15 protein-coding genes, 1 tRNA gene and 1 pseudogene are annotated in these 20098 nt (G+C 71.3%); 9 read left to right on the top strand and 8 right to left on the bottom strand.

Annotated elements, in window-relative coordinates; all coding sequences use genetic code 11:
• Positions 1 to 16 precede the first annotated feature (16 nt).
• Complete coding sequence (gene glnE, locus ACG02S_RS01550) at positions 17 to 2800, bottom strand: bifunctional [glutamate--ammonia ligase]-adenylyl-L-tyrosine phosphorylase/[glutamate--ammonia-ligase] adenylyltransferase (protein WP_394468681.1); 2784 nt, start codon at positions 2798 to 2800, stop codon at positions 17 to 19.
• A 61-nt stretch (positions 2801 to 2861) separates the two neighbouring features.
• On the opposite strand from glnE, the gene ACG02S_RS01545 reads away from it, so the two are divergent.
• The 3 genes from ACG02S_RS01545 (at position 2862) to ACG02S_RS01535 (ending at position 8808) form a co-directional block, all read left to right on the top strand.
• Positions 2862 to 6998: a YhdP family protein gene (locus ACG02S_RS01545; RefSeq protein ID WP_394468680.1), complete on the top strand. Its 4137-nt coding sequence runs from the start codon at positions 2862 to 2864 to the stop codon at positions 6996 to 6998.
• Positions 6999 to 7072: 74 nt separating this feature from the next.
• Positions 7073 to 7954: a hypothetical protein gene (locus tag ACG02S_RS01540; protein WP_394468679.1), complete on the top strand. Its 882-nt coding sequence runs from the start codon at positions 7073 to 7075 to the stop codon at positions 7952 to 7954.
• Between the two features lie 47 nt (positions 7955 to 8001).
• Complete coding sequence (locus tag ACG02S_RS01535) at positions 8002 to 8808, top strand: carbon-nitrogen hydrolase family protein (protein ID WP_394468678.1); 807 nt, start codon at positions 8002 to 8004, stop codon at positions 8806 to 8808.
• Positions 8809 to 8843: 35 nt separating this feature from the next.
• Here the strand turns inward: ACG02S_RS01535 and ACG02S_RS01530 are convergent, their stop codons facing one another.
• The 4 genes from ACG02S_RS01530 to ACG02S_RS01515 form a co-directional block, all read right to left on the bottom strand.
• Entirely contained in the window at positions 8844 to 9410 is a 567-nt protein-coding gene (locus ACG02S_RS01530; protein ID WP_394468677.1) for a hypothetical protein, read from the bottom strand.
• Between the two features lie 96 nt (positions 9411 to 9506).
• Entirely contained in the window at positions 9507 to 10886 is a 1380-nt protein-coding gene (locus ACG02S_RS01525) for a sensor histidine kinase (protein WP_394468676.1), read from the bottom strand.
• A complete protein-coding gene (locus ACG02S_RS01520) occupies positions 10879 to 11559 on the bottom strand; it encodes a response regulator (RefSeq protein ID WP_394468675.1) in 681 nt (226 codons plus the stop codon). The genes ACG02S_RS01525 and ACG02S_RS01520 overlap by 8 nt, the downstream gene beginning before the upstream one ends.
• A gap of 65 nt (positions 11560 to 11624) precedes the next feature.
• Positions 11625 to 11843 carry a hypothetical protein gene (locus ACG02S_RS01515; RefSeq protein ID WP_394468674.1) on the bottom strand — a complete coding sequence of 73 codons (219 nt, stop codon included), beginning with the start codon at positions 11841 to 11843 and terminating at the stop codon, positions 11625 to 11627.
• Between the two features lie 315 nt (positions 11844 to 12158).
• Between ACG02S_RS01515 and ACG02S_RS01510 the strand changes: the two genes are divergently transcribed.
• The 6 genes and pseudogenes from ACG02S_RS01510 to ACG02S_RS01485 all read left to right on the top strand — a co-directional run bounded on the left by ACG02S_RS01510 (position 12159) and on the right by ACG02S_RS01485 (position 16624).
• Positions 12159 to 12338, top strand: coding sequence for a hypothetical protein (locus ACG02S_RS01510; RefSeq protein ID WP_394468673.1), 180 nt, complete (start codon positions 12159 to 12161; stop codon positions 12336 to 12338).
• 474 nt (positions 12339 to 12812) lie between these two features.
• The gene (locus ACG02S_RS01505; RefSeq protein WP_394468672.1) at positions 12813 to 13373 is read left to right on the top strand and encodes an HNH endonuclease; all 561 of its coding nucleotides are present in this window, start codon (positions 12813 to 12815) and stop codon (positions 13371 to 13373) included.
• A gap of 182 nt (positions 13374 to 13555) precedes the next feature.
• A tRNA-Gln gene (locus ACG02S_RS01500) sits at positions 13556 to 13629 on the top strand.
• Between the two features lie 256 nt (positions 13630 to 13885).
• Positions 13886 to 14146, top strand: a pseudogene (locus tag ACG02S_RS01495) (RtcB family protein); the annotation flags it as partial.
• Positions 14147 to 14289: 143 nt separating this feature from the next.
• Entirely contained in the window at positions 14290 to 15162 is an 873-nt protein-coding gene (locus tag ACG02S_RS01490; protein ID WP_394468671.1) for a c-type heme family protein, read from the top strand.
• Between the two features lie 13 nt (positions 15163 to 15175).
• Positions 15176 to 16624 (top strand): serine/threonine-protein kinase, encoded by a 1449-nt coding sequence (locus tag ACG02S_RS01485; protein WP_394468670.1) that lies wholly within the window; start codon positions 15176 to 15178, stop codon positions 16622 to 16624.
• A 4-nt stretch (positions 16625 to 16628) separates the two neighbouring features.
• On the opposite strand, the gene ACG02S_RS01480 is transcribed toward ACG02S_RS01485, so the two are convergent.
• The 3 genes from ACG02S_RS01480 to ACG02S_RS01470 are packed head-to-tail and all read right to left on the bottom strand — an operon-like array spanning position 16629 to position 20040.
• Positions 16629 to 17549, bottom strand: coding sequence for a helix-turn-helix transcriptional regulator (locus tag ACG02S_RS01480; RefSeq protein WP_394468669.1), 921 nt, complete (start codon positions 17547 to 17549; stop codon positions 16629 to 16631).
• Entirely contained in the window at positions 17546 to 19591 is a 2046-nt protein-coding gene (locus tag ACG02S_RS01475) for a xanthine dehydrogenase family protein molybdopterin-binding subunit (RefSeq protein ID WP_394468668.1), read from the bottom strand. Before ACG02S_RS01475 ends, ACG02S_RS01480 begins: the two co-directional genes overlap by 4 nt.
• Positions 19588 to 20040 carry a (2Fe-2S)-binding protein gene (locus ACG02S_RS01470; RefSeq protein ID WP_394468667.1) on the bottom strand — a complete coding sequence of 151 codons (453 nt, stop codon included), beginning with the start codon at positions 20038 to 20040 and terminating at the stop codon, positions 19588 to 19590. Before ACG02S_RS01470 ends, ACG02S_RS01475 begins: the two co-directional genes overlap by 4 nt.
• Positions 20041 to 20098 lie beyond the last annotated feature (58 nt).

The following is a 20098-nucleotide window of genomic DNA, read 5'->3' as shown; positions in this document are numbered from 1 at the left end:
TCGAGCGGGCGGATTGTCAGCCGAACACGGCGCTCCACAGCGCGCGCACCGCGTCGCGGTGGCCGGCCAGCGGCGCGGCGGCGGCGGCATCCAGCGCGGTGGCCTGCTCATTCAGGCGTGCCCGGTGCTGCACGCGGCGCAGTTCGCGGTAGGCGTCGCCCGCCGCCACGCCCACGCCGGCCGGCAGCAGGCCCTCGGCCTCGGCCAGCCGCAGCAGCGTGATGTTGCCGAGGTCGTCCTGCAGCGCCGGGTGCGCGGCGGCATGCGCCAGCACCAGGTATTGCACGGCGAACTCAGCGTCCATCATGCCCCCCTCGCTGTGCTTCACGTCAAACAAGTGGGTACCGACCGGCCGGGCGCCGCGCACCTTCTCGCGCATGGCCTGCACCTCGCGCTTCAGCGCCTCGACGTCGCGCGGCGCGGTCAGCACCTGGCGGCGCACGGACTCGCAGCGCGGCGCCAGCGCAGGGTCGCCGGCGCAGAAGCGCGCGCGCGTGATGGCCTGGTGCTCCCAGGTCCACGCGGTGTTGCTGCCGCGGCCGGTCTGGTAGGCCTCGAAACGGTCCAGCGACGTCACGAGCAGCCCCGAGTTGCCGTTGGGCCGCAGCGCGGTGTCGATGTCGAACAGCTCGCCAGCCGCCGTACGCAGCGTCAGCCAGTTGATGAGGCGGCGCACGAACGCGCCGTAGATCTCGCTGGCGTTCTCGTCGTCGTCGTCGAACACGAACACCACGTCCAGGTCGCCGCCGTAGCCCAGCTCCTTGCCGCCCAGCTTGCCGTAGGCAATGACGGCCAGGCGTGGCTTCTCGCGGTGCGCTTTCGCAAAGCGCGCCCAAGCCCAGGTGATGGCGATCTGCAGCACCGCGTCGGCCAGCAGGCTGAGATCGTCGGCCACCTGCTCCACAGTGATGCGCCCCTCGACGTCGCGCACCAGCGTGCGGAACACCTCGGCATGGTGCGCGCGGCGCAGCGTGTCCAGCAGCGCTTCCTCGTCCGCCTCGCCGCCGCGCGCCCAGCCGCGTTCGCGGTCGCGCAGGTCGGCCAGGAAGGCGTCGCCTTCGAAGCGCGCCTGTAACAGCAGCGGGTCGGCCAGCTCGTCGATGACGCCCGGGTGCTGCATCAGGTAGCGCATGGGCCAGCGCGCCAGCCCCAACAGGCGCAGCAGCCGCGCCTGCACGGCCGGGCGTTCCACCAGCATGGCCAGGTAGCTCTCGCGGCGCAGCAGCGGCTCGACCCAGTCGACGAAACGCACGGCGGCATCGAGCGAACACTCCTGCGCCTCGACCGCCTGCGCGGCGCGGTAGAACAGCTTGGCCAGCCGCTGGCGTGACTCCTCGCGCAGGCCCTGCACCCGCGGCGTCTCGGCCAGCGCGCGCACGGCAGCGGCCAGGGTCTCAGGAAGGCGCTGCAGGAAATCCTCGCCGTCCACCGTGGGCTTTGGGCCGCCGCATTGCCCGCCGGTGCAGCCGCCATTGCTGCCCGGTGCACCGTGCAGCAGCGCGTCGAACTCGGTGGCGACCAGCTCGCGAACCTCGCCGAGCTGGTGGAACAGCTCGCAGGCGATCTGGCCGCCGGTGCCGCTGTACGGGCAATCGCCGTCGTCCGCGCGGCGCGGGACGGTGCCTTCGCCGGGCGGCTTGATGCCCAGGGATGCCGCGATCCACACCAGGTCGGTGTCGGCCTGCGGCAGGCAATGCGTCTGCTGGTCGTCCAGGAACTGGATGCGGTGCTCCACGCGGCGCAGGAACACATAGGCCTCGGCCAGCTTCGCGGCGGTTTCGGGCTTCATCAGCCCGCGCTCGGCCACTCGGCCCAGTGCCTTCACCGTGGAGCGCGTGCGGATCTCGGGGAACTGGCCACCGCGCACCACCTGCAGCAGTTGCACGATGAACTCGATTTCTCGAATGCCACCACGCGACAGCTTCACGTCGTTGGCGCGCTCGGGGCGTCCGGCGGCGCGCGCCTTGGCCTCGCTGCGGATCTTGCCGTGCAGCTGGCGCAGGCCCTCGAACACGCCGTAGTCCAGGTAGCGACGGTAGACGAAGGGCGTGACCAGATCACGCAGCGCCAGCGTGCGCGGATCGCCGGGCGCGCCCAGGCCCGACAGCGGCGCCACGACGCGGCTCTTCAGCCACGCGAAGCGCTCCCACTCGCGCCCCTGCACGAGGAAATACTCTTCCAGCATGCCCAGGCTGACGACCGGCGGGCCGCTCTTGCCGTTGGGGCGCAGGGCCAGGTCGACGCGGAACACCTGGCCGTCGTCGGTCACGTCGCCGATCAGCGCGTAGAGCTTCTTGGCCACGTTGGAGAAGTACTCGTGGGCGCTGACCGGCCGCGCGCCGTGCGTTTCGCCGTCGTCCTCGTAGACGTAGATCAGGTCGATGTCGGACGACACGTTCAGCTCGCGGGCGCCCAGCTTGCCCATGCCGACGACCCAGAACGCGAGGTCACCGCCGTCAGCGCTGCGCGGCGCGCCGTGGACGGCGTCCAGCTCGGCGCGGGCCGCCACCAGCGCGCGGTCCAGCGTGACCTCGGCCAGGTGCGTCATCGCCAGCGTGACATCGTTCACGCTGGCCGCCTGTTCGATGTCCAGCACCGCCAGCCGCTCCAACACTAGATGGCGGGCCACGCGCAGCGCGCTGCCCAGCGGACGGTCCTGCAACAGTGTGGCGATCAGCGCGTCGATGGCGCTGCGGTCCGGCAGCCCCGGCGGCAGCAGCGGCAGCTCGGCCGCATAGCGGCGGCGCACGCGCTGCACATAGCGGCTGTGCTCAGCAATAACGGGAAACAGTGTGCTCATGACCCTGTGCTAGATTGCCTGCCGGCCGGTTCCCACGTGCCCTACGTGACTCAAAGACAACGTGTCTGACTTCTTCTCGGCCGCCTTCCACCATTGCTCCCGTGCCGCCAGCTGGCCTTTGCGCCTGTGCGGGCGCGTGCTGCGCTGGGCATTGCTGGCGCTGGCGCTGCTGTGGGGCTTGGCGGCAGTGGCGTGGGGCGTGTTGCACTGGGCCATTCTCCCGCAGGCCAACGAGTGGCGTCCCTGGCTGGAAAAGGAAGCCTCAAAGGCGTTGGGGGTAGAGCTGCGCATCGGCCAGATCGTCGTGGAGTCCGGCGGCTGGATGCCGCGCATGGTTCTGGCGGACGTGCAGGTGCTGGACCCCGCCGGTCGGCCGGCGCTGCGCTTGCCGCGCGTGTCGGCGGTGCTGTCGGCGCATTCGCTGCTGGCGCTGGAACCGCGCTTTTCGCAGCTGCTGGTGGACCGGCCCGAGCTGGTCATCCGCCGCGACGCCCAGGGCCGGCTCTTCATCGGCGGCCTGGGGCTGGACGACGGTGCCGCCACCGACACCGGCACCACCGACGCCGGCATGGACTGGCTGTTCAGCCAACCCGAGCTGGCCATCATCGGCGGGCGCCTGCGCTGGGTGGACGAACAGCGCGCCGATGCCCGGCCGCTGGAGCTGTCGAACCTGAACTTCATCATGCGCAACGGCCTGCGCCGCCACGAATTGCGGCTGGATGCCACGCCGCCGTCCGCCTGGGGCCAGCGCTTCTCGCTGCGCGGCCAGTTCACGCAGCGGCTGCTGAGGCGCCCTGGCGAGTTCCAGCAGTGGAGCGGCGTGGCGTACGCCGAGCTGCCGCGCGCCGACCTGCGCGAGCTGCGCCGCCACGTGGACCTGCCGTTCCAGCTCAGCGAGGGCGACGGCGCCGTGCGCGCCTGGGCCGAGGTGCGCGACGGCAAGCCCACGGCCGCCACGCTGGACTTGGCGCTGCGCGCGGTGCGGCTGCGCTTGCTGGACGGCGCCCCGGAGCTAGACCTGGACCACATCGAGGGCCGCCTGGATCTGGCACGCGCCAAGGACCGGCTGAGCCTGCAGGCGCACCAGCTGGGCTTCGTCAGTACCGACCCCGAGGGCACCGGCATCGTCTGGCCCCGCTCCGACTGGGGCGTCACGCTGCAGCTCGGCAAGGGCGGCGGCGGCGAGGAGACGGTGCTGGGCGGCGAAGTCAATGCGCAGCGGCTGGACTTCGCGCTGATGGCCCAGATCGGCCGCCGCCTGCCGCTGGGCGAGCAGGCCCACCGCCTGCTGACCGAGCTGGACCCGCGCGGCGTGCTGACGGCGCTGGCTGGCCGCTGGCAGGGCCCGCTGGACGCGCCGCGCAGCTACAGCGCCAAGGCGCAGCTGGACGGCCTGGCCCTAGCCTCCAAGGCCGCCGCACAAGACGGCCACCTGGGCCGCCCCGGGCTGCAGGGCGCCAGCCTCAGCATCGACGCCACCGAGCGCGGTGGCATCGCCCGCCTGACCGTGCAGGAGGGCGAGATCGACCTGCCGGGCCTGTTCGAGGAGCCGCGCCTGCCCATCACGCGGCTGTCCACGCAGCTGCAGTGGCAGCTGCCGGCGCCCGGCGCGAAGGCGCCGGCGGCGGTGCAGCTCAGCGTCAACGACCTGACGCTGGTGACACCCGACTTCAGCGGCGAGTTCGACGCCACCTGGAAGCGCCCCGTGGGCGCAACCACGCCCGGGCACCTGGACCTGAGCGGCAAGCTGCAGCGCCTGGACGCCACGCGCGTGGCGCGCTATGTGCCGCAGCGGCTGGTCACCACGCGCAGCTACCTGCAGCGCGCGCTGCTGGCTGGCGAAGGACGAAACGCCAGCGTGCGGTTGCGCGGCGAGCTGGCCGACTTCCCATTCGACGGGTCGCGCAGCAACGGCGTCTTCCGCGTCGCCACGCAGGCCCGCGGCGTCACGCTGGCCTATGTGCCGCACACCACGCCGGGCGGCGAGTCGGTCCCGGCCGCCGACAAGTGGCCGGTGCTGGAAAACGTGGACGCCGAGCTGGTGTTCGAGCGCGCCGGCATGCAGATCAAGGATGGCCGCGCCCGCGTGCAGGGCTACGAGCTATCGGGCGTCAACGGCGGCATAGCCGACATGCACCACGCCCGCGTGCTGGCGCTGGACGGCAGCGGCCGCGGCGGCGGCACGGAGCTGCTGGCCTTCGTGCGCAACTCGCCGCTGGACGAGTGGCTGGGCCATGCGCTGAGCACGGCCACCGCGCAGGGGCCGGTGGGCCTGAAGCTTGGCCTAGCCATTCCGCTGGACGACACCCACCAGAGCACGTTGAAGGGCCAGCTGCAGCTGGGCGGCGTGGACCTGAAACTGCGCCCGGAGCTGCCGGCATTGGGCAGCGCACGCGGCCGCATCGACTTTGACCGCAAGGGCCTGCAGCTGGGCGACATGACGGCGCGGCTGCTGGGCGGCGATGCCGGCCTCGAAGGCGGCTCGCTGCGCGAGGGCGGCATGCGCTTCACCGTGCAGGGCCAGGCCACCGCCGACGGCCTGCGTCGCGCCCCCGAGCTGGGCGCCGTCGCGCGGCTGGCGCAGGCCGCCAGCGGCCAGACGGGCTACCGCTTCCAGCTCGCCATTCCGAAGGAAGGCCCCAGCTCGCTCAGCGTGACCAGCACGCTGCAGGGCCTGTCCATCGATCTGCCGGCGCCGGCCCGCAAGGAGGCCGACGCGCATTGGCCGCTGCGCCTGCTGATGACTCCCACCGCCACCGGCCACGACGAGGTGCGGCTGGAGGTTGGCGCTGCCGGCGCCACGCTGCTGCAGGCGCAGTTGCAGCGCGACGTGTCGGGCGCCACGCCGCAGGTGCTGCGCGCTGCGCTGGCCGTGCAGGACAAGCTGCCCACGCTGCCCACCACCGGCGTGCTGCTGCAGGCCAACGTCGCCGCGCTGGACCTGGACGCCTGGCAGCAGCGGCTGGCCGCGCTGGCGGGCGGCACCTCCACCGGTACCGGCAGCGCGGGCGACGGCGCCGCCGGCGGTGACGAAGGCCTGCTGCCCAGCCGCATCGGCCTGCGCAGCCAGGCGCTGAAGGTCGGCGGGCGCCAGTTGGGGCGCGTGTCGGCCGTGGTGGCGCGCGAGGGCGACCAGTGGCGCCTGGACGTGGACGCCGAGCAGCTGAGCGGGCGCATCGAGCTGCGTGGCGTGCGCAGCGGCCAGGTGGACGGCGTGCGCGCCCGGCTGGCGCGGCTGTCGCTGCCGCGCTCCGAGGCCGACACCGTCAGCGACCTGATGGACCCCGGCAAGACGGCCGGCCACAGCACGCCGCTGCCGTCGCTGGACATCGAGGTCGACGACTTCGAGCTGGCGGGCAAGCGGCTGGGCCGGGTGGAGGTGTTGGCCCAGGCGCCCGCGGCGGCGCGCGACTGGCAGTTGCAGAAGCTGCAGATCACGTCGCCCGACGCGACGCTGAACGCCAGTGGCCTGTGGGCCGTGCAGCCCGACGGCGGCCAGCGCCGCACGCAGCTGGACTGGACGCTGCACATCGCCGACGCGGGCAAGCTGCTGGAGCGGCTGGGCCAGGGGCGCAAGGAGAGCCCGGTGCTGCGCGGCGGCAAAGGCCAGCTGACCGGCCAGGTGGGCTGGAACGGCTCGCCGCTGGCGCCGCACTACCCCAGCATGGCCGGCGCGCTGAACATCCAGCTCGACACCGGCACCTTCCTGAAGGCTGAGCCCGGCGTGGGCCGGCTGTTGGGCGTGCTGAGCCTGCAGTCGCTGCCGCGCCGCTTCCTGCTGGACTTCCGCGACGTGTTCGCCGAGGGCTTCGTGTTCGACGGTGTGACCGGCGACGTCAAGATCGCCGCCGGCACGGCCCGCAGCGACAACATCCGCATCCGCGGCCTGCAGGCGACCGTGCTGGTGGATGGCAGCACCGACCTAGCCGCCGAAACGCAGAAGCTGCGCGTGGTGGTGGTGCCCGAGGTGTCGGCCGGCGGCGCGTCGCTGGCCTATGCGGCCATCAACCCGGCCATCGCGCTGGGCGCCTTCCTGGCCCAGCTCATACTGAGCCGCCCGGTGGCGGCGGCCAACACGCGTGAGTTCAACATCACCGGCACCTGGGACGACCCGAAGGTGGAGAAGGTGGACAAGGTCGAGGCGCCGGCGGCCAAGGCTGCCAGCGAGGCAGGCCCCGCCAGCGCGCCGCGGCCTTAGGGGCTGCGTCTGGCTGCGACGCTCCCTAACATCGTCGCTCCCCGACTTCCGGCCCGCGCCGGCGCTTATGCCCCATGCGATTCACCCTGCTGCTGATTGCCTGTGCCGCCGCGCTGTCGGCCTGCTCCAAGCCCGACACCCCCTCTGAAGATCAGCCGCCCGCCGAACCGGCCACCGCCGACACCGGCACGGATGTCCACACCGCCGCCTTCATCAAGGCCGTCAAGCAGGACTTCGCCACGCAGCTGGTCGCCAGTGCCTCGGAAGCCTGCGGCAGCGTGAAGGGCAGCGACATGCCGGACCTGAAGTCGGGCTCGCCGATGACGTACTCCGCGGCGGGCGTGATCGACTGGGGCAAGGGCCAGCTTGACTACGTGCACGAGCCCGGCGCCAAGATCGGCCTGGTCAACACGCGCGGGGAAGGCACGTTCTCGTTCGTCGTGGACGTGCATGTGCTGGCTTCCGGCCAGCGCCAGTACGTGGCTGGGCTGTCGCAGCTCCAGAACGGCTCGCTCAGCGCCAGCATCACCGACGAGCGCGACGCGATGGCCCACGAGGGCGACACCAGCCGCACGCGTGGCAACCTGTGCGTGGGCGGCACCACGCCGCCGGCGCGTGTGACCCAGGGCATGTGGCCGCTCGCCGCCAAGCATCTGCAGGCGCCCGGCACCTCCATGCTGTGCATCGACCCCGCCAGCAAGAGCGGTCCGGTGACGCTGGCGTTCTCGTTCGACGGCAAGACGCTGCAGGCGGGCGATCACCGCTTCACGGCGGCCGACGCCGCCCACAGCGAGACGCTGATGATCGATCCGGTCGGCAACACTCCCGGCGTGATTTATTCGGTCAACCGGGCCGACGGCGCAGGCGCGGGCATCGGGCTGCCGGCGCCCGGAGTGCTGCACTACGCACAGCTCGACCTGCCGGGCAGAGGACGCATGATGTGCGGTCGCCCCTGAAGGCCGCCGCAGTGCCGCAATGCTGCTCGGGGGGCTAGCATCGCGCCATGAAGATCGCCGCCCTCCAGATGGTCTCCGGCACTGACCTGGCCGCCAACCTCGCCACCGCCCGCCGGCTGCTCGAATCGGCCGCCGCTCAAGGCGCCCGGCTCGCCGCGCTGCCCGAGTATTTCTGCCTGATGGGCCACCAGGACAGCGACAAGCTAGCCTTCGCCGAGACGCCGGGCGATGGCCCCATCCAGGCCATGCTGTCGCTGGCGGCGCGCGAGCTGGGGCTGTGGGTCATCGGCGGCACGCTGCCCATCCGGGCGGACACGCCCGGCCGCGCACGCAACACCACGCTGGTGTTCTCGCCCGCCGGCGAGGTCGTCGCGCGCTACGACAAGATCCACCTGTTCGCCTACGACAACGGCCGCGAGAGCTACGACGAGGCGCGCGTGCTGGAGGCCGGCAGCCAGCCCACGGCGTTCGACGCGCAGGTGGACGACGTCCGCCTGCGCACCGGGCTGTCGGTCTGCTACGACCTGCGCTTCCCCGAGCTGTTCCGCACCTACAACCCCTGCGACCTGCTGGCGGTGCCGGCCGCATTCACGTACACGACCGGCGAAAAGCACTGGGAGCTGCTGCTGCGCGCCCGCGCCGTGGAGAACCAGTGCTACGTCATTGCGCCAGCGCAGGGCGGCCGGCATGAGAACGGCCGCCGCACCTGGGGCCACAGCATGATCGTGGACCCCTGGGGCGAAGTGCTGGCCGTGCTGCCCGAAGGCGAGGGAGTGACGCTGGCGGAGTTGGACGCCCAGCGCCTGGCCCAGGTGAGGCAGCAACTGCCGGCTTTGGGTCACCGCCGCTTCTAGGTTCCGCTCGCACCTTGCCGGGCGAGGGGTTCAATTCAGGGCCTGAGCGTTACAAGGTCGCGCAGCACGAGACCGATGTTGGCGCGCAGCGCACGCTCGTTGGCAATGCGCAGGCGCTCGGAAGGCGAGCCGAGCGCGTCGCCCAGGCCAGCCTCTTCCTGGTTGTAGATGCGGCGCTGGTAGATCACGCGGCCGGCGGCGTTGTCCGTCAGCGTGTACTGCACCGCGGTGCCCGTCGTAACGCCGGCCGCGGGCACGCGGGTCTGGTCCAGCAGCACCAGGTGCGCCTGCAGCTCGAAGCGCGGCGCCGGATCGCGCGACAGCGCCCGCATGCCGACCGCATGCAGCGACTCCTCCAGCGCGTGCTGGAACACACCGGCGCTGACCAGCGACCCCCACCAGCGGCCGGTGTCCGCCCCGCCGCGCACCGGTGCGACGACGACCTGGCCCTGCAGCGCCTCGGGCACCCAGCCGCGCACCTGCAGCGCCTCGGCCGGGGTGATGACCATCGGCAACGGCTGGCTGGGCGCGCCGCAGCCGCCCAGGCTCAGGGCCAGCAGCGCAGCGGGAAAAACGCCAAGGGAAAGGGCAGGACGGGACATGGGTGAGCCAATGCTAGACCGGCACGCCACCCGCGGTGGCCGCAAAAGACGCGCTGCGACGGTGCATCTCTGCGCGCTGCCGGGCAGGCGTGTCGCTCAGACGGGTTGCACGGGCGGCAGGCTGAGCCGCACGCGCAGGCCCGGGCCGGCATGTGCATCCAGCAGCTCCAGCCGGCCGCCATGGCGGGCCATGATGTCCGCCGCGATGGCCAGCCCCAGGCCGCTGCCGGCGCCGCTGGCCTTGTCGCCGCGGCGGAAGCGCTGCAGCGCCACGGCACGCTCGCCGGGCGGGATGCCGGGGCCGTTGTCCTCCACCTCCAGCCAGGATCCCGGCGTGCCGCTGCCGCAGCGCACGGTGATGCGCGCGCCGGCCCCGGCGTAGCTGACGGCGTTGTGGATCAGGTTCTCCAGCGCCTCACGCAGCAGGAAGGCATGGCCCAGCGCCGGCGCCTCGACCAGCTCGAAACCCAGATCGACGCCGCTGGGCAGGCTGCGGTGAGCCCATTCCTGGCCGCTCTCGGTGGCGACGTCGCGCAGGTCCAGCACCTGGCCCACGTCCACGCTGCGGTCCTCGGCGCGGGCCAGCGACAGCAGCTGCTGCGCCAGCCGCGCGCTGCGCACGACGCGCTGGCGCAGCCGCTGCAGCAGCGGGTCGACGCGCGCGTCGTGCGGCTCCAGCAGGGCCAGCTCGATCTCGGTCTGCAGCGACGTCAGCGGCGTGCGCAGCTGATGGGCGGCGTCGGCCAGGAATTCGCGCTGCGCCTCGGCGGCGCGGCCGAGCCGTTCGAACAGTCGGTTGAAGGCCGCCTGCAGCGGCACCAACTCGCGCGGCAGCCGCGCCGTCAGCGGCGTGAGGCGGTGCAGGTCGCGGCGCTCCAGCTCGCTGCTGAGGCCCGTCAGCGGCGCCAGGCCCTGGCGGATGGCCCACCAGCCGGCCAGCGCGAGCAGCAGCGCCAGCATGACGCCGTTCACCGCCACATAGGTGGCGATCTCGCGCTGCAGCGCATCGCGCTTGTTCAGCGTCTCAGCCACCATCACCTGGCAGGCGCCCGCGCCGCAGTCGCGGCCCAGCTGCACCAGCCGCAGCACCCGGCCGCGCAGCTTCACGTCGCCGTAGAAGACGCTGCCGGGCGCCTGCGGCGGCGGGCGCGGCAGCAGCTCGATCAGGCCGGCATCGCCCTGCAGGACCTCGCCGCGCGGGCCCTGCACCAGGTAGAAGACGTCGTCCTGCCGGTCGAAGCGCAGCGCCCGGTCCATGGTGGCGCCGATGTCGACGCTCGGCTCGCCGCCCCGCAGGTCGATCTGACCTGCCAGCGTCAGCGCGGTGTCTTCCAGGCCTTCGTCCAGCCAGCTCTGCGCAGTGTGCTGCACCTGGCCATACAAGGCCACGCCCAGCACGGGCAGCACCACCAGCAACGGCAGCAGCAGCCAGACGAACAGCCGCCGCTGCAGGCTGGCGCTGCGGCGCTCAGCCATGGGTCGGCGGGGTTTCCTCTAGCAGGTAGCCCAGTCCCCGCACGGTGCGCAGCTGCACGCCGCCCGGCTCGATCTTGGCGCGCAGGCGCGACAGGCAGACCTCGATGGCGTTGTCGCTGACGCCCTGGTCCCACGCATTGCTGGCCATGGCGATGTGCTCCTTGGACACCACCTTGCCAGCACGCGCCATCAGGTAGCCCAGCACGTCCCACTCGCGGGCGGACAGCGCCAGCGGCTCCTCGTCGATGAAGGCGCGGCGCGCCTCCTGGTCGATGCGCAGCCGGGCGAGCTGGATCTTGTTGCTGGTGCGCGCCTGGCTGCGGCGCACCAGCGCACGGGCCCGCGCCACCAGCTCGGTCAGCGCGAACGGCTTGACGAGGTAGTCATCGGCGCCACCTTCAAGGCCGCGCACCCGGTCCTCGACGGCGTCGCGGGCGGTCAGCAGCAGCACCGGCACGACCAGCCCGTCGACGCGCACGCGGCGCAGCGTCTCGAAGCCGTCGATGCCGGCCAGGCCGATGTCCAGGATGAGCAGGTCGTAGGCGTCCTCGCGCAGCGAGCGCGGCACCGGCTCCCCGCGCGACGAGCAGTCAACGACCCAACCTTGTGACCGTAGGGCACGGGCAGTGGTTTCGACGAGTTGTTCGTCGTCTTCGACGAGCAGGATGCGCATGGGTGGGCAGTATGGCGCGAGTCACCGGCAGCTGCTGACGCCGGGCTGTCGCGCCCGCCAGGTCGTCAGCCGCCGAACTCCTTCAGCCACTGCCTGAGCCGCTTGCGCCCGTCACTGTTGGTGCCGCGGTAGGTCTTCAGCGCCTGGGCCAGGAACTGCTGCTCTGCGGGCGTGAGACCGCTGGGCTCGCGCGCCTCGTCGATCCAGCCGGCCGGCTTGTCGCAGTGGTGTTCGATCTGCAGCGCCAGCTTGTCGCCGATGGGCCGCGCGCCGCTCTTGGCCATGACCACGTAGCGCCGCTCACGCCGATGCGCGTGGCCCAGGCGGCCTCCAGCCCCTTGGGCGGATCACCCGCGGTGATGCGAGCCTCGGCGAAGGCCTGGAACAACGCGAGCCAGTTGAGTCGGCGGACGGTGGCGGGGCTGGACACGTGATGCAGGCGAGGAAGCCAGTGTTGTTAAAACACTTCACACGAATTCTAGGTGGCGCGCCACGCTTGACCAGGGCGTGAACAGTTTTCACAATCAGCGGATTCGCTCAACGCACCGAGCGTTTCAGATCAACCTCAACCCACGACCGAGCCGCTTTCGCGCCCTGCCATGAACTGCCTTCTCGCCACCGTCATCGACTCCGCCCGCGCCGTGCGCGGGTGCGATGCCGCGTTGCGGACACAGGTCAAAGGATCGAAGCCGGCGGGCATGCCCGTCTCGGTCGCCTATGCACACGACCTGGGTCGTGAGCGCCATGACACCAACCTATCGGGTGAAGGCCCCGGCTAGACGCCGCCCTTCCATGCTCATCGAGGCCCGGTCTCCGCAAGGAACCGGGCCTTTTGCTTTTCCGCCGCCGGCGCAGCCTCGGCGCCGCTGCCCAGCGCCTGCTCTTTCACAACTCGCGTCGATTGCAGTGCCAGCTTCGCTGGTCGGTTCTGCAGTCAAACACTGGCAGGCGCCGGGTTTCATTCCCGGCTGCCCTGCCCCATCTCGGGTGTGCCCACGCACAAGCACCGGCCGGCCCGGTGTGCATGTGCGCTCGGGCGGCCGCCTGTCGCGTGCAGCGACGCAACGCTGGTTTGCGCAAACCAGCCGCGTCGCGTGTGGACACAGCCGAGATGGTTGATCAACTCTCAACCCAGCCCTTCGGCGAACTCACGCTTCGGGGGGCGCAAACCGGCCGCAACGATTGGGCGGCGTCGGAACCCGTCACCGACAACCTTTTCATCCACCGTGCCAGCCCACAGAAAGGAGGCCGCCATGCACGACGTCTTGCAACTGGACATCACCGGCCAGCCCCAGGCCTGGATCTCAGTGGAACAGGCGGCTTGCCTGGTCGCCACCGGCGCCATCGTCTGGTCGGCCGGGGCCGAGCCGCTGGCCGTGCTGCGCGGCGGTTTCAACAGCGTCACGGGCCGCCAGTCGCGGCTGGAGGTGCCACCCATCGTCGCGCTGCGCGGCGCGTCGCGCATCAATCTCTTCGAACTGACGCCGGTCTACGGCAAGGGCAAGGTCATCAAACGTGACCGCTGCACCTGCGCCTACTGCGGCGAGCGTTTCGACGCACGCGTGCTGACGGTGGACCACATCGTGCCGGCCTGCCGCGGCGGTCGCCTGAGCTGGATGAACACGGTCGCGGCCTGCCGCGCGTGCAATGCCCGCAAGGCCGACCGCACACCGGACGAGGCCCACATGCCGCTGCTGTTCGCACCGTTCGTGCCGAGCCGCTTTGAGGACTTCATCCTCAAAAGCCGGCACATCCGGTCCGACGTGCACGACTGGCTGGCTGCCCGCCTGCCGAAGGGATCTCGCCTCAGCTGAGGCGACCACGAATCTGCCGAGGAAAGCAAAGGCTCACAGGCCGGGGTTCCCACGCCCCGCCGGTGCGCCGTGGCCAGGCTTCATTGCCTGTCGCCACGACGCATGCCGCCTTGCCGGAATCGGCTGATGCAGAGATGACAAGGTGTCGCCCAAGGGGTGGGTTCGATTCCCTTCATCTCAACCATTGGATAGCTCAGTCGGGTAGAGCAACGAAATCTGATTTCGTCTGTCGCGGGTTCGACTCGCGCTCCAATGATTGGCTTCACAAGCCAGTCCACAACCGGTCGCAAGACCACCACGCCGAACGTGCGCCCCAGCCCCGGCTGGACCGCGCATCAGCGGCCCGCGCTCGCACGTCGGGCAGGCGGGGCCCTGCCTTCACGGCCAGCCGCGAACGCTTTCCGTCAGGAGATGTTCAACGCGCACCGTGACGCAAGGCCCTGGCATCCGGCGTCCGCACGGGTTGCTGTAACGGCACCATTTGAAACACGCGTCACTACAAGGAGAACGCCATGCGCGGCAAGGGCCATGCGGACAGCTTCGAGAGCTGTTCGCACGGCGCCGGCCGCGTGATGCGCCGGGGTAACGCCAAGCGTCAGTTCACGCTGGCCGACCACCGCGCCGCGACCAAAGGTGTCGAGTGCCGCAAGGGCAAGGACGTCCTCGACGAGACGCCGGCGATCTACAAGAACATCGACGCCGTCATGGCCGCACAGCGCGAGCTGGTCGATGTGGTTCACACCTTGAAACAAGTGGTGTGCGTGAAGGGCTGAACCCATCGACCTTCCAGGGCGTGCGACTGCGGTCGCACGCCCTTTTTTCATGGCCGCCGTGACAAACGTGCCACGCGATGAGCGCAGACGCGAAGGGTGCAAGCCAGCGCCGCCACTAACATTGCCGCCCTTACGGGGGCGCCATGAAACTGCTGGTCAAATTCAATCTGGTCTATCTGCTGGTGATGAGCCTGGGCATTGCGCTCAGCGGCTACATCGCCCGCCAGCTGCTGCAGGACAACGCGCAGCAGGAAGTCGTCGGCAGCGCGCGCATGCTGATGGAGAAGGCGCTGGCCGTGCGCAACTACACCAACACGCAGGTCAAGCCGCTGCTGGTCTCGCAGATGGCGCACGAGTTTCTGCCGCAGACGGTGCCCAGCTACGCGGCCACCGAGGTGCTGAACACGCTGCTGGCCAAGCACCCCGAGTTCGCCTACAAGGAAGCGACGCTGAACCCCACCAATCCGCGCGACCGTGCCACCAGCTGGGAGGCCGACGTCGTGGGTCAATTCAGAAGCGCCGCGGACCTGAAGGAAACCGTCGGCACGCGCGACACGCCGGCTGGCCCATCGCTGTACATCGCGCGCCCCATGCGCATCACCGACCCCGCCTGCCTGGCCTGCCACAGCAGCGTGGATGCCGCGCCCGCCACCATGGTGGCCAAGTACGGCCCGGCCAACGGCTTCGGCTGGATGCTGAACGAAGTCATCGGCGCGCAGATTGTGTCCGTGCCGCTGGGCGTGCCGCTGCAGCGCGCCGAGCAGACCTTCAAGGTCTTCATCACCTCGCTGGTGGGCGTGTTCGTGGCGGTGGGCGTCGTGCTGAACCTGATGGTCTGGATGCTGGTGGTGCGCCCGGTCACGCGCCTGTCCGCGCTGGCAGACCGCGTCAGCCAGGGTGATCTCGACGCGCCTGAGTTCAAGACCTCCGGCCGCGACGAGATCGCCACGCTGTCCGATTCCTTCTCGCGCATGCGCGCCAGCGTCGTGCAGGCCATGAAGCTGCTCGACGCCTGAGTCATCTCGCGGCATGAGCGACAAGAAGCATCCCGACCAGTTGGGCAAGTACCGCATCGTCGACATCCTCGGCGAGGGCGCGATGGGTGTCGTCTACAAAGGCTTCGATCCCGACATCCAGCGCACCGTCGCGCTGAAGACCATCCGCCAGCAGATCGACGCGCAGGACGACAGCCCCGGCGCCGCGGCCTCGCGCTTTCGCAACGAGGCCCAGGCAGCGGGCCGCCTGGCGCACCCCGGCATCGTGGGCGTCTACGACTTCGGCCGCGACCAGCAGGTCGCCTACATCGCCATGGAATTCGTCGAAGGCCGCTCGCTGGCCAGCTACCTGACCGCCAAGGTGCGCTTCACCGACAACGACATCGTGGGCATCATGAGCCAGCTGCTGGATGCGCTGGGCCATGCGCACGACAAGGGCGTCTGGCACCGCGACATCAAGCCGGCCAACATCATCATGACCACCGGTGGCCGGCTCAAGGTGGCCGACTTCGGCATCGCCCGCATCGAGACCCAGCACCTCACGCAGACCCACTACATGGTAGGCACGCCCAGCCACATGGCGCCCGAGCAGTTCCTCGGCAAGCCGATGGACCGGCGCGTGGACATCTACGGCGCCGGCGTCGTGCTCTACCAGCTGCTGACCGGCCGCGCACCCTTCGTCGGCACGACCGAGGCGCTGATGTACAAGGTCGTCAACGACATGCCCGAGCCGCCGTCCGTCGTGGACGGCGCCGACCGGCCCGGCTGGTTCGACCGCATCATCATGCGCGCGCTGGCGAAGCGGCCAGCCGACCGCTACGCCACGACCTTCGAGTTCAAGCAGGCGCTGCAAGACGCCGTTGGCGGCAGCGTCGACGAGTCGGCCTGGGAGCAGACGGTACTGATGGCACCGCCACGCCCCGCCCGCTCGCCGCTGACGCCCACGCTGGCACCGCCGTCCGTTGGCAGCGCCGCCGGCTCCGGCACCGCGCCGCCGCCGTCGCACTGGGACAAGGCCCAGCTCACGCAGGTGGAGATGACGCTGGCCCGGCACGTCGGCCCGCTGGCCAGCGTGCTGGTGCGCCGCGCCGCGCGCGAGTGCACCGACCTGAACGAGCTGTACAGCAAGCTGGCCGAGCAAGTGCCGGACGCGCGCGCCCGCGACGCCTTCCTCGGCCAGGCCAGCCTGGTGACGGGCGCGCCCCGCACCGCCGGAAGCACGGCAGGCACGCCGCCCGGCTCCAGGGGCGCCACCGGCGCCTCCGCCCCCGCCACCGCCATCGGCGGGCCGCTGAACGACGCCGTCATCGAGAAGGCCCAGGCGCTGCTGGCGCAGCACGTGGGGCCCATCGCCAAGGTGCTGGTCAAGCGCGCCGCCGGCGGTACCGACAGCCGCGCGGTGTTCTTCAACCGGCTGGCCGAATCGGTCAGCGACGCAAAGGCGCGCGACAAGCTGCTGGCCGACCTCGGCAAGCTGCCCTGACGGCTCAGGCGGCGGCGAAGTGCCGCCGGTAGTCGGCCGGCGTCATGCCGCTGCGGCGCCGGAACTCGCGCGTGAAGTGCGACTGGTCCGCATGCCCGCACAAAAACCCGATCTCGGCGAGCGGCGCGTCGGTCTGCAGCAGCCACCAGCCGGCAGTGCGGTAGCGCGCCTCGGCCAGCAGCGGCCGGTACCCCGTGCCCTGCTGCTGCAGTTCGCGCTGCAGGCTGCGCCGCGGGCAGCCCAGCTGGCGCGCCAGTTCGTCCATGGCCGGAGCCGCGGGCAGGCGTTGCGCGAGGCCGTTGAACAACGCCTTCACATCGGCGGCCCAGGCCTCGTCGGGGGCGAGGTCGCCAAGCGCTGCCGCAGGGGTTGGCGGCGCATGCGCGGCCCAGGTGATGCGCCAGGCAGAGGTGTCGTCGGCCGTTTCGCGGTCGCAGGCCGGGTAGACCGGCACGCCCCCAGCCCAGGCCTGCAAGCCCCGGTGCCCGCAGGCCTCCAGCAAGGCCACCAGCACGCCCAGCACGACCAGGTCTTCGGCTGCATGCGGCGCCTGCGACCGCAGCGACACATGGCGCAGCCGGGCCTCGCCTTCCCCCACCTCGACGACCTGCACGCGGTGGCGCGAGTGGATGTAGCGCTCCAGCCGGCCCCAGCGCCCGAACAGGTCGCGCGCGTCTCTAGCGCTGGCAAGCGCGCGATGCGAGGGCTCGTGCGTGAAGCGGTGCAGGCCACGGCCCAGCAGGGCCAGGCAGCGCATGCCGCCCTGCTGGATGGCGTGCTGCAGCATCGCCCGCTTGGCGTCCAGGCCCACGGTCGCCCCGTCAGGCGTGGCCGGCGCCTGCAGCCCCAGCTCGCGCAGCCCCTGGGCGAGGACGCGCAGCATCGCGGCGCTGGCGAAGTCGGCGGGGGCGGAGGTGGCGCTCACCGGGGCATTGTGGCCAGCGCCGCTCGCCACGGCAGCGAGGTCAGCCGCACGCCCGTCGCCGCGCGCAGCGCATTGGCGATGGCCGCTCCGCCGGCCACGATGGCTGTCTCGCCGGCACCGGTGGGCGCGTCCCCCTCGTCGACCAGCTCGATGTGCATCGCCGGCACATCGCCCCAGCGCGGAATGGGCGAGTCGGCGAAGCCGCTGGCCGCCACCTGCCCGGCCGCCAGGTCCAGTTGCTCCACCAGCACCATGCCCACGCACCAGACGAGGTTGCCCTCGCACTGTGCCCTCACCTGGCTGGCACTGATGACGCGGCCGCAGTCGTGCGCGCACCACAGCCGCAGCACCCGGGCGCTGCCGTCGGCAGCCACGGCAACGTCGGCGACGACGGCGGCATAGCTCATGTCCTTGTAGATGCCGCAGGCCAGGCCGCGGCCGACGCGCTCGCCTGTCAGAGGCCGGCCCCAATCCGCCATCTGCGCCACACGCGCCAGCACCCGCGCGAGCCGCGCATCCTCGACGTGAGCGAGGCGGAAGGTCAGTGGGTCCTGCCCCACGCGCCGGGCGCACTCGTCGATGACGGACTCGGTGACGAAATGGTTGGGGCCAGCGCCCAGGCCGCGCCAGGGCCCGGCCAGCAACGGCAGGCGCTGGAGCGCAAAACGCGTCTCGCGCGCGGCAGCCCGGTAGGGCAGCCTGGCGCCGCGCGCCACGCCGGCGTCGCCGACGAAGCGGCTGGCCGCCTGCATCCACGGCGGCATGGCCGCGTTGGTGAACAGGATGTGCGAGCTGACGAAGCCATGCCACCAGTGCTGAAGCCGCCCGTCCTTCAATCGCACCCTGACGCGATGACTGGACGGTGCGCGGTGAAAACTCTGGGCGAACTCCTGCGCCCGCGTCCACTGCACCTTCACCGGACGCCGCACGGACTTCGCCAGCACCGCCGCTTCCAGTTCCACCGTGCAGATTGTCTTGCCGCCGAAAGCGCCGCCCACGCGGTGGCCGTGCACGGTGATCTGGTCATCATCCAAACCCAGGCGCTTCGCCACCACGTCGCGCTGGTAGAACACGTCCTGGCTGCCCACCCACACCTGCAGCTTGCCGGCGTTGTCGAACTCGGCGACGGCGGCGCGCGGCTCCATAGCTGCATGCGCGGCGGGCGGAATGTCGAAGCGCAGGTCCAGATCCCACGTGCCGTGGCGCGGCACGTCGTCGTCGTGCACCGCATGGGTGAGGCGGTCGCCGTCGGCCAGCCGGGCATCGATGTCCAGCAACTCGCGCCAGCCGCTGGCCGGCGCCTCCTTTTGCCACTGCACCGCCAGTGCCTGCTCGATGCGATCCAGCGCGCCAGGCGTGGCCGCGACGATGCCGAGGCCGCGCGCCTGGCCCTGCACAAAGCGCTCGTCACGCACCAGGGCGACGAAGCCCGGCTGCGCCCGCGCGGCGGCCTCGTCGAAGGCGCGCGGCAACGACGCGAACTCCGGCGACAGCGGCGCATACAGCACGCGGCCGAACACCAGCCCGGGGCGGCGCACGTCGGCCACGAACAGCGGCTGGCCGGTGACGATGGCCTCGCCCTGCGCAAGCGGCGGGCGCTTCAGGTCCGGCCGGTCGGCCGTGGGCCAGCGCAGCGCGGGCGGCGGGTCGCCCGGCGACGCAAAGCTGCCCCGCGCGACGGCCTCGCGCAGCAGCGCGCAGCCCTGCGCGAGCGGCAGCGCGAAGTCCTTGATGGAATCGCTGCCCACGGTGGCCTTCACGCGGCCGATGTCGTTCGTGCACGGCAGCTTGACGACCACCGCATCCCAACCCACGCCCAGCTCGACGCAGGCGATCTGCTTGAGCCCGGTCAGGATGCCCTGTCCCATCTCCACGCGGGGCAGCCACAGCGTGTAGCGGCCGTCGCCGTCGTGGCGTATCCAGCCCAGCGCGTCGTCCAGGCTGGGCGCCGGGCGCTTCGGGATGACCGGCAACGCGCAGCCGCTGAACAGCGCCACGGTCAGACTGGCGAGCACGCCACGGCGGGTCAGCGCGGCGCTCATCTCCGCCCCTGGATCAACACGCCGCGGATGCGCTGCTGTGTGCCGCAGCGGCACAGGTGGCCGCTCATCGCCACCGCGCTGGCGGCCTCGTCGGGCGCGGGGTTCTGGCGCAGCAGCGCCGCGGCGCTCATCAGCTGGCCGGCCTGGCAGTAGCCGCATTGCGGCACCTGCGCTTCCAGCCAGGCCTGCTGCAGCGGGTGCAGCGCGCCGTCCGCCGCCGCCAATCCTTCGATGGTCATCAGCTCATGTCCCACTGCCGCGCCGACCGGCAGCACGCAGCTGCGCGTGGCAGCGCCGTCCAGCCACACCGTGCAAGCGCCGCACAAGCCCATGCCGCAGCCAAACTTGGCGCCCACCAGGCCCAGATGCTCGCGCAGCACGTGCAGCAGCATCTCGTCCCGCCATTCCGGCGCCACGGCATGCGGCCGGCCATTGATCCGAAGTTCCATCGCCACTCCTGCTGAAGTGGCCGGAAGCATGGTCAGCGGCGGCGAGGCGGTATAGAAG

Source organism: Pelomonas dachongensis (genome assembly GCF_043555865.1).
GTDB classification, from domain to species: Bacteria; Pseudomonadota; Gammaproteobacteria; order Burkholderiales; family Burkholderiaceae_C; genus Pelomonas; species Pelomonas dachongensis.
Note: the sequence above shows the minus strand (reverse complement) of the source record. Positions and strands in the feature narration are given on the sequence as shown.